The sequence below is a fragment of the Mangrovitalea sediminis genome (assembly GCF_002514725.1).
GTDB classification, from domain to species: domain Bacteria; phylum Pseudomonadota; class Gammaproteobacteria; order Pseudomonadales; family Oleiphilaceae; genus Mangrovitalea; species Mangrovitalea sediminis.
The window spans coordinates 84,563-97,466 of record NZ_NTLB01000002.1; the positions used below are offsets into that span (position 1 = coordinate 84,563).

9 protein-coding genes are annotated in these 12,904 nt (G+C 58.0%); 5 read left to right on the forward strand and 4 right to left on the reverse strand.

Annotated features, from left to right (window positions below):
- Nucleotides 1-89 precede the first annotated feature (89 nt).
- Together CLR77_RS06290 and CLR77_RS06295 are read left to right on the forward strand one after the other, a co-directional pair.
- A complete protein-coding gene (locus CLR77_RS06290) occupies nt 90-2,681 on the forward strand; it encodes a TRAP transporter permease (protein ID WP_097459785.1) in 2,592 nt (863 codons plus the stop codon).
- A 155-nt stretch (nt 2,682-2,836) separates the two neighbouring features.
- Complete coding sequence (locus CLR77_RS06295; RefSeq protein ID WP_097459786.1) at nt 2,837-3,586, forward strand: sulfite exporter TauE/SafE family protein; 750 nt, start codon at nt 2,837-2,839, stop codon at nt 3,584-3,586.
- A 6-nt stretch (nt 3,587-3,592) separates the two neighbouring features.
- Here CLR77_RS06295 and CLR77_RS06300 read toward each other — a convergent pair whose 3' ends face one another.
- A complete protein-coding gene (locus tag CLR77_RS06300; protein WP_097459787.1) occupies nt 3,593-4,516 on the reverse strand; it encodes a DMT family transporter in 924 nt (307 codons plus the stop codon).
- A gap of 202 nt (nt 4,517-4,718) precedes the next feature.
- Here CLR77_RS06300 and CLR77_RS06305 point away from each other — a divergent pair, with 202 nt between their 5' ends.
- A complete protein-coding gene (locus CLR77_RS06305) occupies nt 4,719-5,009 on the forward strand; it encodes a ferritin family protein (RefSeq protein WP_097459788.1) in 291 nt (96 codons plus the stop codon).
- On the opposite strand, the gene CLR77_RS06310 is transcribed toward CLR77_RS06305, so the two are convergent.
- Complete coding sequence (locus tag CLR77_RS06310; protein WP_097459789.1) at nt 5,000-7,357, reverse strand: diguanylate cyclase; 2,358 nt, start codon at nt 7,355-7,357, stop codon at nt 5,000-5,002. The genes CLR77_RS06305 and CLR77_RS06310 overlap by 10 nt on opposite strands.
- A gap of 176 nt (nt 7,358-7,533) precedes the next feature.
- Nucleotides 7,534-8,187, reverse strand: a complete 654-nt coding sequence (locus tag CLR77_RS06315; RefSeq protein ID WP_097459790.1) for a Crp/Fnr family transcriptional regulator — start codon at nt 8,185-8,187, stop codon at nt 7,534-7,536.
- Nucleotides 8,188-8,616: 429 nt separating this feature from the next.
- Here CLR77_RS06315 and CLR77_RS06320 point away from each other — a divergent pair, with 429 nt between their 5' ends.
- The gene (locus CLR77_RS06320; RefSeq protein WP_097459791.1) at nt 8,617-9,318 is read left to right on the forward strand and encodes a hypothetical protein; all 702 of its coding nucleotides are present in this window, start codon (nt 8,617-8,619) and stop codon (nt 9,316-9,318) included.
- Between the two features lie 338 nt (nt 9,319-9,656).
- On the opposite strand, the gene CLR77_RS06325 is transcribed toward CLR77_RS06320, so the two are convergent.
- Complete coding sequence (locus tag CLR77_RS06325; RefSeq protein ID WP_097459792.1) at nt 9,657-10,262, reverse strand: PEP-CTERM sorting domain-containing protein; 606 nt, start codon at nt 10,260-10,262, stop codon at nt 9,657-9,659.
- Nucleotides 10,263-10,679: 417 nt separating this feature from the next.
- Between CLR77_RS06325 and CLR77_RS06330 the strand changes: the two genes are divergently transcribed.
- Entirely contained in the window at nt 10,680-12,632 is a 1,953-nt protein-coding gene (locus CLR77_RS06330; protein WP_097459793.1) for a PA14 domain-containing protein, read from the forward strand.
- The last annotated feature ends 272 nt before the right edge of the window (nt 12,633-12,904 follow it).

A 12,904-nucleotide genomic window follows, 5' to 3' on the forward strand; every position in this document is an offset into this window, starting at 1 on the left:
CTCTTAGGCCCGCCATTCCGATGTCGTCACCCAGTCCACAAGATGAGGTCCTTACCGGGACCGGCAGACGTGGCTGAAAGAGAAGTTCCATGACCAACGACAAAACCGTTGAATCGGCCCCCTCCAAAGAAGTGCTCGAGGACTTGATTGCGGAAGCGGATACGGGGGCACGTAAGCCCGGTCCCATCGCCGCAAAAGTTATTGTCGGCGTGGCCCTCGCCTGGTCCCTGTTCCAGCTGTGGTTCGCATCGCCGCTGCCGTTTATCTTCAATATCGGTGTGTTCAACTACACCGAAGCGCGCTCTATCCACTTGGCATTTGCGGTGTTCCTGGCGTTTACCGCCTATCCTGCGCTCAAGGGGTCGCCCCGCCACTACATCCCGCTCCAGGATTGGGTGTTTGCGTTTGTGGGCGCTTTTTGCGCCGCGTACCTGTTCCTGTTCTACGATCAACTGGCGAATCGGCCGGGCCTGCCCACCACGATGGACGTGGTCGTGGCGGTGGTCGGTATCGTGCTCCTGCTGGAAGCGACCCGACGGGCGCTTGGGCCGCCCTTGATGGTCGTTGCCCTGGTGTTTATCGGTTACGCCTTTCTCGGTCCTTATATGCCGGACATCATCTCCCACAAGGCGGTTACGCTGGATCGGGGTATGTCCCAGTATTGGCTGGGTACCGAAGGGGTTTTCGGTGTGGCACTGGGTGTGTCCACGTCGATGGTGTTCCTGTTCGTGTTGTTTGGCGCGCTGCTGGAAAAAGTCGGCGCGGGTAACTATTTCATCCGGGTTGCGTTTTCGCTGCTGGGTCACCTGCGTGGCGGCCCAGCCAAGGCGGCGGTGGTTTCGTCGGCCTCCACCGGTATGATTTCCGGCTCCTCCATCGCTAACGTGGTGACCACGGGGACTTTTACGATCCCCCTGATGAAGCGCGTTGGTTTCCCTGCCTACAAGGCGGGTGCTATCGAATGTGCGTCTTCGGTGAATGGTCAGCTGACGCCGCCGGTCATGGGTGCTGCGGCGTTCCTGATGGTGGAATATGTCGGTATTCCCTATACCCAGGTTATCAAGGCCGCTGCATTGCCGGCACTGATTGCCTACATGGCGCTGTTCTACATCGTGCATCTCGAAGCGTTGAAGATGGACCTGAAAGGGCTGCCCCGTCTTAATCCGAAGCCCTGGCACCGTTCCCTGATCTCTTTTGTCATGAGCTTCTTTGGCATGGTCCTGGTGACCGGCGCCGTCTACTACGGCGTGGGTTGGACCAAGGAAGTCTTCGGTTCGTCCGCGACCTGGATTCTCGGCGCCGCTTTGATGCTGGTATATGTCGGCCTGGTGGCTTTTGCCTCCCGCTTGCCCGACCTGGATGAGGACCCTGAATTCGATGTACTTCCCGAGGCTGCGCCGACGATCAAATCGGGTCTCTACTACCTGTTGCCCGTTGTGGTGCTGGTCTGGTGCCTGGCGGTGGAGCGGCTGTCGCCGGACCTGTCGGCGTTCTGGGCAACGATCTTCCTGATGATCGTTGCTGTGACGCACCGGCCGCTCAAGTCGCTCTTCCGTAAGAGCGGTGACATGGCCGAGATGGCGAAGAAGGGGTGCATGGATGTCTGGGACGGCCTGATCAACGGCGGCCGGAACATGATCGGTATCGGTGTGGCCACGGCTGCCGCGGGTATCGTCGTCGGTACCGTGACCCTGACCGGTATCGGTCTGGTCATGACAGAGTTCGTTGGTTACATCTCCGGCGGTAACCTGATGCTGGTACTGCTGTTCACGGCGATGATCAGCCTCCTGCTGGGGATGGGGCTGCCCACCACGGCAAACTACATCGTCGTGTCGACCCTGATGGCGCCGGTCATTGTCCACCTGGGCGCACAAAGCGGCCTGGTGGTACCCCTGATTGCCGTTCACATGTTCGTCTTCTACTTCGGCATCCTGGCGGACGACACGCCTCCGGTTGGCCTGGCGGCCTATGCGGCGGCGGCGATAGCCCGATCGGAACCGATAAAGACCGGCTTTCAAGGCTTTATCTACGACATCCGTACCGCGATCCTGCCCTTCATGTTCATTTTCAACAATGAACTGTTGCTGATCGGCGTACACAGTGTGTCCCACTTCCTGCTGGTTTTCATCAGTGCCTTGCTGGCGATGATGGCGTTCGCCTCGGGTACCCAGGGCTACTTCATCACCCGCTGCCGCTGGTATGAGACGGTTGGCTTGCTGCTGGTGGCCTTTACGCTGTTCCGGCCGGGCTTTTGGATGGACATGGTGCAACCGGAATACAAGCTGGAGAGTGGCGCCAAGGTCCTCGAAGCCGTCAAGGACCTGCCGGATAACAGTTCGATCCGGGTCCGGGTGGTGGGCGATACCATCGAAGGTAACCATGTGGACAAAATTGTTATCCTGCCGCTCGGCAAGCAGGAGGCCTCTGACAAGCGTTTGATGCATGCGGGCCTGTCAGTGTCTAAGGACGGCGATAACCTGTTGATCAACAATGTCAATTTCGGTAGTACGGCACAGAAGCTCGGCATCGGGTATGGCTGGGAAATCACCAGCGTCCAGGTGAAGACGCATCGCCCTGCCAAGCAGTGGATGTTCGTGCCGGCGCTGCTGTTGCTGGGTGGCATTGCCTGGCGTCAGAACCGCCGACGGAAGGGGGCACAGCCGCAAGCCATCGCGGCCTGACTTTCCGGCGACACTGGGCCAATGCCATCCTGAGGGATGGCATTGGCTCACATATCTTTCTATGATGCCTGCATATTGTCGTCTTGTATGACGTTACCGGCATCCTGTCCTACTGAAGACGATCCTCTCGACATTGCCTTGATCGAAGGGGTTCCGTGCATCTCCTTACCGCTTCTCTGACCGTCAAGACAGCGTCCCTGCTGATTGCCACATCCTGCCTGACCTCCTTGCTGACGGCGGCATTAGGTGCGGGCGGCGGGGTTTTGTTGTTGGCGATGATGGCGCAGTTTCTCTCGCCGCTGGCGATTATCCCGGTACATGGGGCGGTGCAACTGGGCTCCAATTTCGGCCGCGCCCTGATGACGCTGCGTCACATCGACTGGCGGGCTCTGGGAGTGTTCCTGCCCGGCGCCTTGATGGGTGCCGCGATAGGCAGTCTGGTGCTGATCAGCCTGCCGCCGGCGGTCTGGTATCTGACCATTGCACTCTTCATTCTCTACTTGTGCTGGGGGCCTGCGCTGCCCAAGCGTGCGCTGAATCGGCCAGGCATCTTCCTGGCGGGTGTCGTTACGACCTTCGTGTCGTTGTTCGCGGGTGCCAGCGGTCCCTTGGTTGCGGCTTTCATCAAGCAAATTCACCGCGACCGTCTGCGCACTGTCGCGACCTTTTCCGCGGCCATGTCCGTTCAACACGCCGCGAAAATCGGTGTTTTCGTCCACGCAGGGTTCAAGGGGCAGGATTGGCTGGGATTTATCGCGTTGATGATCGTTTCCGGGGCCCTGGGAACCTGGCTCGGACTGAAACTACTGCACCGTATGCGCGATCATCATTTTCAGACGGTGTTTAATATCGTTCTTTCGCTACTGGCCCTGCGCCTGCTCTGGCAGGCGTACGTGGCCATTTAGGCGGTTTCAATGGGGCGGTATCGAGACGCGCCCGCGTCGGCGTTGCTGAAACAGATCGAACAGGCTGTTGGTCACCAGCGCAGCCAGGATGATCGCGCCGCCCACCAGGCTCAGGGTGGGCGGGACCTCTCCCAGGAAAAGCCAGACCAGTAAGGTGCCGAAAACGGTTTCCAGCAATAGCATCAGGCTGACTTCTGCCGCAGGCAGGTATCGCGGGCCTGTCTGTATCAGCGTGCTGGCAGCGGGTAGGAACACGAGGCAGAGCAACAGGATGTAGCCCATGTCCGAGCGTGAGGGCCACTGTGCGCCCCCCATCAGAGTGGCAAGAAGGGTGGTCAGCAGGGCGCCGAACATCAGCATGACGCTCATATCGGCCTCTGGCCGGGAGCGTGCCACTGCCAGGTTGCTGGCGAGTGCAAAGGCTGCCATGAACGACATCAGCAGCCCCAGCATGTGTCCCGGGCCGGTTTCGCTCATGCCCATCATTGCCGCTCCGCCGACACAGATCATGATCACGCCCCAGGTGCGCAGCGGCAACCGTTCCCTCCAGATCAGGTAGCCCAGAATGGCAGCGATGACCGGGGCCATGTCGAGGATGACCAGCACGTTGCCGGCCGCGGTGTATTTCATGCCCACGACAAAACCGGTGGTGCTGATGGAGAATGCCGTAGCACAGAACAGGCCTTTCCAGCCGCAGCGCTGGATCTGGCGGGGAAGGTCTTTGCGGTAACGGGCCAGGGCGATGGCCATGAAGGCCAGTGTCAGTAAGGCGCCTCGCCAGAAAAGGAAGCCTTCGGGTGAAATGTGGGTTTCTTTCACCAAGAGCGAATCCGGGCACAGCAGCAGGACGCCCCACAGGGTCAGCAGCGTTCCACGCAACCGCAGGGCGCGAGGGTCGTCAGAAACGAAAATGCCGGATGAGGCGGTCATCGGTGTCTTTCCATCATGGCAAAACTCCAGGCCGATGGGTTTGGGGTATTGGTCGCCGAGGGCTGCTGCGAGGGCGAGCGGTCGGTAATCCGCAAGCGATGGCGCGCACTATAACCTTTCGCCAGGGTGTATCGCCATGGCAGGTTATTCGTGGCACAGTAAAGCCGCAATCCCACTTTTTACCGGCAACCAGGAGTTCAGTATGAGCAGTGAAAACCTGCATGCTCCCCGTGAGCGTCTGTCCAAGGAAACCATCCATTTTCATCACGCGATTGTCTCCCTGATGGAGGAACTCGAAGCCGTGGACTGGTACCGTCAGCGTGCCGACGACTGCGATGATCCGGCGCTCAAGGCGATCCTGCTACACAACATGCGCGAGGAAATGGAGCATGCGGCCATGTGTCTGGAGTGGATGCGCCGTAATAACAAGGACTTCGAGGGGCACCTTCGTGAGTTCCTGTTTACTGACGGTGATATCGCCGATCACGGTTGAGACGGGTCGAGGGGCATGACGGTGGCAATGCCGTTGCGTCCGCTGGCTTTGACCCGATAGCAGCCTTCGTCCGCCCGGGCGAGGGTAACGCGAGGGCTCTGGTCGTTTTCGGCCAGGACGGTGACTCCGATACTGGTGGTGACACCGTAGCTTTTGCCGTCGCGTTCAATGCGTAGACTTTCCACTGCAGCCCGGATCTGTTCCAGAATGGCAATGGCCCTTTCCATGCCGCATCCTGGGAGCAATACACTGAATTCATCGCCGCCGAGTCGGGCGGCGATGTCGGTTTGTCGAATATTCAGGCGTATCGTCTCTGCCAGGTTCCGCAGCAATTCATCGCCCAGCAGATGTCCACCTTCGTCGTTAACTTGCTTGAAATAGTCCAGGTCGATCATGGCCAGAACGGAAACCTGGCTCAAGGAGTGACTTTCCCCTAGCCAATGCACCAGGCTTGCCATAAAGGCGCGGCGGTTGTTCAAACCAGTCAAGGCGTCATGGGTCGCTTCCCAGGATAGGCGCTCCTCCCGCCGCCGGCGCTCGCTGTCGTCGCGCAGGACAAATACGATACGGTCGCTTTCTGCACTGGAGTGGTTTAGCCGGAGCATGGTCAGTTCGACTTCATGGCGGCGCTGGTTGCGGTCGATGATCAATGCGTCCAGGTTCTCCAGTTCGGGATGTTCCAGCAAACGCTCAAGTGACCACTGTTCACCGTCGACTTCGACAGTGATCATCTCGAACAGTTTGCCACCGACGACGCTGCAGTCGTTGCAGACAAAGGCTTCGCCCGGACCGTTGGCATAGCTGATGCGCCCGGAGGGATCGATCACCAGAACACCGTCCCGCAACAAGCCGAGCACCCGGTCGGCCCGGCTACGCTCGTCCTCGAGCTGCGCTTCGATGTCACGCTCGTGGGTGATATCGCGAATGATGGCAATGAAGCCGTGGGTGACGCTGCTCGACTGGATGGTGCTGGCAACCGCCTCGACCCATACGATCTTCTGTTCCGGCGTCTGTACGCGGAACTGGGAAAACAGGGGTTTGTGAGTCTGTCGCGCGATCTGCCATTCGGCGGCGACACGATCCCGGTCCTCAGGGACGAGCCCTTTCAGCCAGCTCTGCCCCATCAGGCGCTCCCAACTCAGGCCGAGGATCTTCAAGACTGCCGCATTGGCGAACTGGACACGGCCCATGACATTGGTCTGCAGAATGCCCAGCGGGGCAGCTTCAGTGATGGTGCGAAAGAAGGCCTCTCGTTCAGACAGTGATTCGAGGGCGCGTGAACGATCCTCGAATGTGGTATTGAACATCGTCGCCAGGGCCTGGATTTCGGCGCTGCCATGCACACGGACTGGGCCGGTCCGCAGTCCGGTGTGTCGCAGTTCCATCTGTGTTTCGAGCTCTCCCAGAGGCTGCAGGAGGCGTCCGAGAACTCGCCAGGCAATAATGGCAATCAACACCAGGACGGCGATGGAGGCCGCGATTTCACTTTCGGTAACGCGCTCCAGGGCCTTGAAGGCCTCCTGGGCGGGAATGACGACGGAGACAAACCAGGGCGCTTCGGTCAATTGCCGGAAGGCATAGACGGCTTCGGCGCCTTGTGGCGTTCGCACGATGGCAATGCCATCCTGGTTCTTGCGAGCGAGGTCCAGTGCTTCGTTGCGGGGCAGCGGCTGCAGGATCCTGGTCTTATCCGGGTGGGCGATGGTCAAACCGGTCAGAGTGCCAACGCTGATGTAGCCGCTGTGGCCGACCGGAATACGTTGCAGGCGGCCGATGAAACTCTGTGAATCCAGTTCCGTAACGCCAACCAGAACGCCGACGAAACGGCCGCGGGAGTTGAAGATGGGGGCCGCGACGGCAATGGCTGGGTGTGAATCCAACTGGGTTGTGAAAGGCTGGGAAATAACGGTCGTTAGCTGGGTGCTGGCAAGTTTGAAGTAATTGTGGTCGCTGATATCGAGTCCGATGCGACCCTTCAGGTGGGGCTGGTCGGCGATGATCCTGCCGCCGGCGTCGGCCACGTAAGCGGTATTGAAGAGCGTTAACAGGGCAGTGTCGTTTTGCAGGATAAAGGGCGCGGTGCTGCGCAGTGCCTCGCTATCCATGCGGATGCGCGATGCGGCCCGGGAGATGGCCTGGAAACGTGTGCGCAGCTTGTCGTCCAGATCCTGCTCAACGATACTGGCTGTCGTCGTGAGCTGATCCTCGACCTGATCGGATAACAGCAAGCGACCGACGACGACGCTGACGACGGTTTCTATGAGGACCGTGACCACAATGGCGCCTAGCACCAGGATCACGCCCTTCCCTTTGAGGCTATGCAGAAAACCCCGGGCCCGACGTCTCACAACAACCGCATCCCCCTAAAGCATTCGGTCTATGCCGAATGTACTTTGCTACTTCTAAAGTGTAACAAAGTCTTGGAGGAAACCATTATGACGTCAGGTTATAGATGTGCTGGGTTTAGCGCTTTTCCGGTTTGACCGGAGGGTGCCGGCGGGAGTGCCGGCACCCTCGATGGCGCTTATTCCGCGCCCTGATGCTTGAGCCGAGAGAAGGTTGCGCTTGCGACGCCCAGCCAGGCGGCTAACTGATAGTCCGGCACACGCTCGACCAGCTCGGGATAATCGGAGACCATATGGCGGTAGCGGTCGAGTGCCGACAGTGTCTGCTGCTCAACTTCCCGCATGAGCGCCTGTTCGGCCAATTGCTCGGTGAGGACCAGGGCAAAGCGGTTCCAGTGGTCTGTCTTCTGCAGCAGGCGGCGGAACAGGTCAAAAGGCGCAACCCAAAGTGAGCAGGGCTCGACGCTGGCGAGACAGAGGGTGTTGCGGGTTGAACGGCTGCGGGCGAAGACGGGCCACATCATATCGCCCTCGCGGAAGAAATGGTGGATGCAAACCTTGCCTTCTGGACTCTGTCGATAGAGGCGGGCTATGCCCTGTTCCAGCACATACACATTTTTCCAGGCCTCGCCGGAAGCCTCAAGGCAACGGCCCGGCGCCACTTCCTGGCGCTCGAAGAACCGGACCAGGTCGTCCAGCAGGCGCGCATCGGCAGGAGCCCGTTCGCGGCTGTCGGTGATGCCCAGTGTATGGGCGAGAGTTTCCCGGAGATAGTGGCTGTTGGGTTGCGGGTGATGGGCGCGCCAATCAAATGGAAAAAGAACTTCTGCCATGGTTAAGTCCACTCTGACGATGAAAAGTCGGTTGTTACGGGAAGCAGGACGGCTGGCGGCTCCAGGGAACGAGGCCGTTTGAGATCGTCGCCTTGCTTCAGATATTCAATCGTGCAGTGTTGCGGCGCTGGTCCCGGCTATTGTCGCCATGGGGATCGGTGTCAGAACCGGGCCCGCCCTGGTCAGGCGTTTATGCGAGGGCCCGGATATTCCCTGTGCGAACTGGACAGCAGAGGGGGCAGCGCTTATCAAGTGGACACTTTGACCAACGTAAACTCCGATTAGTTCCACCTGTCTTCAGAAATTTTCAACAGCCTGGGCATCTTTTTCGCCGGTTGTTCGCCTAAAGCGCGCGCAGAGCGACTTTTGCCAACGTTTTTGTGGGCTCGCAGCGGGATCGATCAAATTTATTGCAGGTAGAAACCGGGTATGAGCAAGGCAGCGATATCAACAGACGTCCAGTTCCATCGCCGTGTGGGCCTGAAGATGGCCGCCGCCATCAGGGAGGTCTTGTGGAACCGGCCGGGGTCGCATCGGCAGGGGGTTCTCGTGGTGCGTCTCGGGTCGGGGCGTGCGACTTATCATCGCTATGATCCGGTGCGCAGGGAGCACCTGATCAACCTGGGACTGGAGATGATTGCGGCGAAGCAGCAGCCCGGCCAGTGTGGTGAGTGGCTGTCCACCCGGGAGATCCTGAATCGAGGCTATTTTCAGCGCCAGGTATCCGTGGCTCACCTGCTGGCCCACACCTGCGTACACGAATTTGCGCATCTGGTGCAGACAGTACAGGGAGAACGGCGACGGGGTGCGGTACATAACCCCGCCTTTTACCGGATTCTCGACAACCTGCATGCGGACGGGGTGGCGGACGCGGTGTTGGAATACCTGACGTCAGCCGAAGAGGTGCTGGTCGCGCCGCTGGATGCAACGCCGGTAACGGTGGCAATGCGCTCGAGCACCGTGGGATTTCGTCGGGGAGACTGTGTTGCCTTCGCCTATCGGCAGCAGACACATACCGGGCGTATTACCCGCGTCAATCGCCGAACCTGCTCTGTCGACGGAACCGGGGCCAGTCGAGGCTTGCGGTTCAGGGTTTCACCGAGCTTGTTGGAGCGTCTTGATGGGCCGTGAAGGTGCACTTTTCAGGAGGGTGCACCGTAAAGGGGAGGTGTTGCAGGGGCGTCTTCTCTTAAAAATCTATTAATATCAGAGCATTATGTTTTGGCATGGGACCTGCAATATGATTCATGACGCTTCCTGGCACGGGTCCGGCCCACCTCTCGGACTCGCACCGGAAGATCCGTCTGACACACCGGAAACACTGTGATTCCCACAGGCATTTTCGCCTGCCCTCTCTGAGGTGCAGGCGTTTTTTTTATGGGGATAGTAAATCAGGTGGGGAACAAAAAACGGGCCGGAGATCAGTTAGGATCGTCCGGCCCGTTTTTGTTCATTCGAACAGCGAAATATCAGCTGTCTTTGCGAGACTTACGGTTCCGCAGGGCCAGGATGCCGCCAACCAGTCCCAGGCTGATCAGTGCCAGGGAAGAAGGCTCCGGAACGGCCGAGATTTCGCCAACGATGTCGTTGTAGTCTCCGTCCTTGCCGGCACCGCCGTCGTCGACGCCAATAATAATGCCGCCATCAGCGCCCTGTCCCAGCCAGAAACCCGGTGAGCCGGTAGTGTTTTGGCCATTCTGTACCGATGTATCAGGTATGCCGTCGTGGTTGCTGTCGACATTGATCACGAAGTTGATCAGGCCGGCCAGTACGCCGTCCAGCACATAAGTGGTGCCCGGGGCGTCCTGGTTCGACATAGTGATGGACTGGGAGCCGTTACTGGCGACCAGGGAATCCCAGTAGGATGCATCTTTCCCCAGGAAAACGAATTTCAGGGTGGTGTTCGAATTCGTATAGAGATTCGCACCGAAACAGCCGTTCAGCGTATTGCTGTAGGTGCTTGTAGTGATCGTAAGGTTACTACAGTTGCCGCCGCTGATAATCAGGCTGGCGGACGCATTGGTGGCTGCTCCGAGCAGTAACGTCGAAACAAGCGCTAGAATTTTCAGTTTCATGACACGACTCCACTACATGCCCACGAAAATTATCTTTCTTGAAGTCAAAAAGATGTTGGGGAGTCCAAAGCAACCATGGTGCCATTCATGAAATATCATTAACAAACAAATTGGTAGACGGTTTTTCTGGTGCTATGAATTTGCTGGAGTGTAAAAATTCCTGACGAAAACTGGCCTCAGCAGCTGCTTTTTCTGACAGTGTTCCCCGGAAAGGGAGTCTTTGGGAATCAGCGGTGATGCTCGCGGATGCCGGGCCCTTCCGTTCACGGTGAATTCGTATAATTTGCTGACGGGCATAGCTGATTACGCTAAGCCAGCCCCTTTTATGCCAAATCGATCAAAAAATGAACTGGTCTTTGGTGAGCTCAAGGACGAATACTTAGGGTGAGTTATTGACCCTGGGCATGGGAGGCTGTGATGACAATAATAATCAGGGTGCTGTTTGTACTGGGTATCGTTTCAATGGCGGGCTGTGGGATGTGGAAGCCCCTGCCCTCCAACCTGCCGCCCACGGCTGCGGGCACGACTCGTGCTCCTGCGAAGGGGATCGTCTATCGGGACTACTGGAAAAATGTATCCGGGACTCTGGTCAGCAATTTAACGTCCCTCTCCACCTTTCCCAATCAGCCGGATGGCTATGACCAACTCACCAAACTGGATGGTCCGGTCGATTGGGGCGACAACTATGGCGCCCGAATCCAGGGTGAGCTTTACCCCCCAACCACCGGCGATTATACCTTCTATATCAGTTCGGACGATTATTCCCAGTTGTGGCTCTCCACCGATGACCAGCCGGCCAATAAGGTCCTGGTCGCCTCGGTTCCTGGCTGGACTGACGTTGGCGTGTTCAACAAATACTCCAATCAGGTGTCGGTACCAATAACGCTGACGGCGGGGAAAGCCTATTACTTTGAAATCCTGCATAAGGAGGGTTCGGGGCACGATCATATCACCGTCGACTGGTCTGGGCCGGGCATCGCCCAGGAGGTGATCGGCAGCACCTATATATCGACCTATCCTGCGCCAACTGCGGCTACCGACGATTATAAGAAAGGCTATGCCTATGGGTACCGTATAGGGTATTTCGACGGTCAGCAGAAACTTAGCTACAACCCCCAGTATCCGCCGCTGGACAAGGATGGTGACGGTATCTATGACAACTGGGAAGTCGCGAACGGCCTCGACCCCACCAACCCCAATGATGCAACTTCAGATAACGATCATGACATGCTGTCAGCCTATGACGAGTTCCTGTTGGGCACCGATCCCAACAAGGCAGACACGGACGGGGATGGTATTCCAGACGGTGTGGAATTCGCTTACGGCCTGAATCCGCTGGATCCCACCGATGCGCAGAAAGACCTTGATGGTGATGGTTTCAGCAATCTGGCGGAATATCAGGCCGGCACGGATATGTCCGACCCGAAATCGGTGCCCAAGCCAACGGCGCAGATGCTAAGCGGCTTTATCGGCGAGTACTATCTGGGAATGAATTTTCAGACCTTCGTGATGAGCCGTGTCGATCCGGCAGTCGCGTTCAATTGGGGGAGTGGTTCGCCGGCATCCTCGATACCGGTCGATGGATTTTCTGTACGTTGGACCGGGCAGTTCATGCCGACGCAATCTTCCGGCAGTCAGGACTACACCTTTACAACGAAGACGGATGATGGTGTCAGGTTGTGGGTGAATGGCCAGTTGGTGATTGACCAGTGGAAAAATCAGGCCGCGACGACCTATAGCGCTACGGTATCGCTTCCGGCAGGACAGCCAGCTCCTATCCTGATGGAATATTTCGAGAATGGCGGCCTGGCAACCGCGAACCTCACCATCGCCAATAGCACGACGGGTACGGTTGTTGATCCGGCCACCACCGTTCAATCCATCGACTACACCAAGTCTCAGGCTATCGACAGCGATGGAGACGGTATCCCGGATACCTGGGAGTTGAAATACGGTCTCAATCCCTTCGTGAACGACGCCAGCAAGATACTCAACACCGGCAACGTGACGAACCTGCAAGCCTACCAGCAGTCGCTGAACCCCTGGACTCTGGCGCCGCTGGCTTCGTCCGGCAGCAGCTCGTCGACGGTCAGTGGTTCCACCTCGTCAGGCGGTATCTCCATTTCCTGGACAGCGCCGACGACGAGGATCGACGGTACGGCGTTGTCGCCGTCTGATATCGCCAGCTATACCATCCAATACGGCCAGACATCGGGCCAGCTGGATAAAACGGTCACGGTGGCCGCCACCCAGACCTCCTACAGCTTTACATCGCTGAGTAGCGGTACCTGGTACTTCCAGGTGACAGCCACAGATAGCAACGGTTTGACCAGTTCGCCGTCGCAGGCGGTGTCGTTTACGGTGCCTTAGGCGGGATGTGGCGTCACCAGCGTTGGAGGTGGTCGCCATAGCGGGGCAGCGTTGTTTGGGGTGCACCAGTATGTCGCATTCCAGGTGTGGCACTGTGGTGGTGTATCTTATTAACTTATTGAAAATTAATGAGTTTAAATCTTGGCACGTCCTTTGATTGGTAAGGTGTAACCTGACATTGGCATTCGCCGTCAGGTAGGCAATGGACGCTGGGAAATACGGCAAAGTTAGAAACTCTGAAACGACTGTTACAATATCGACGCCTGGATCCG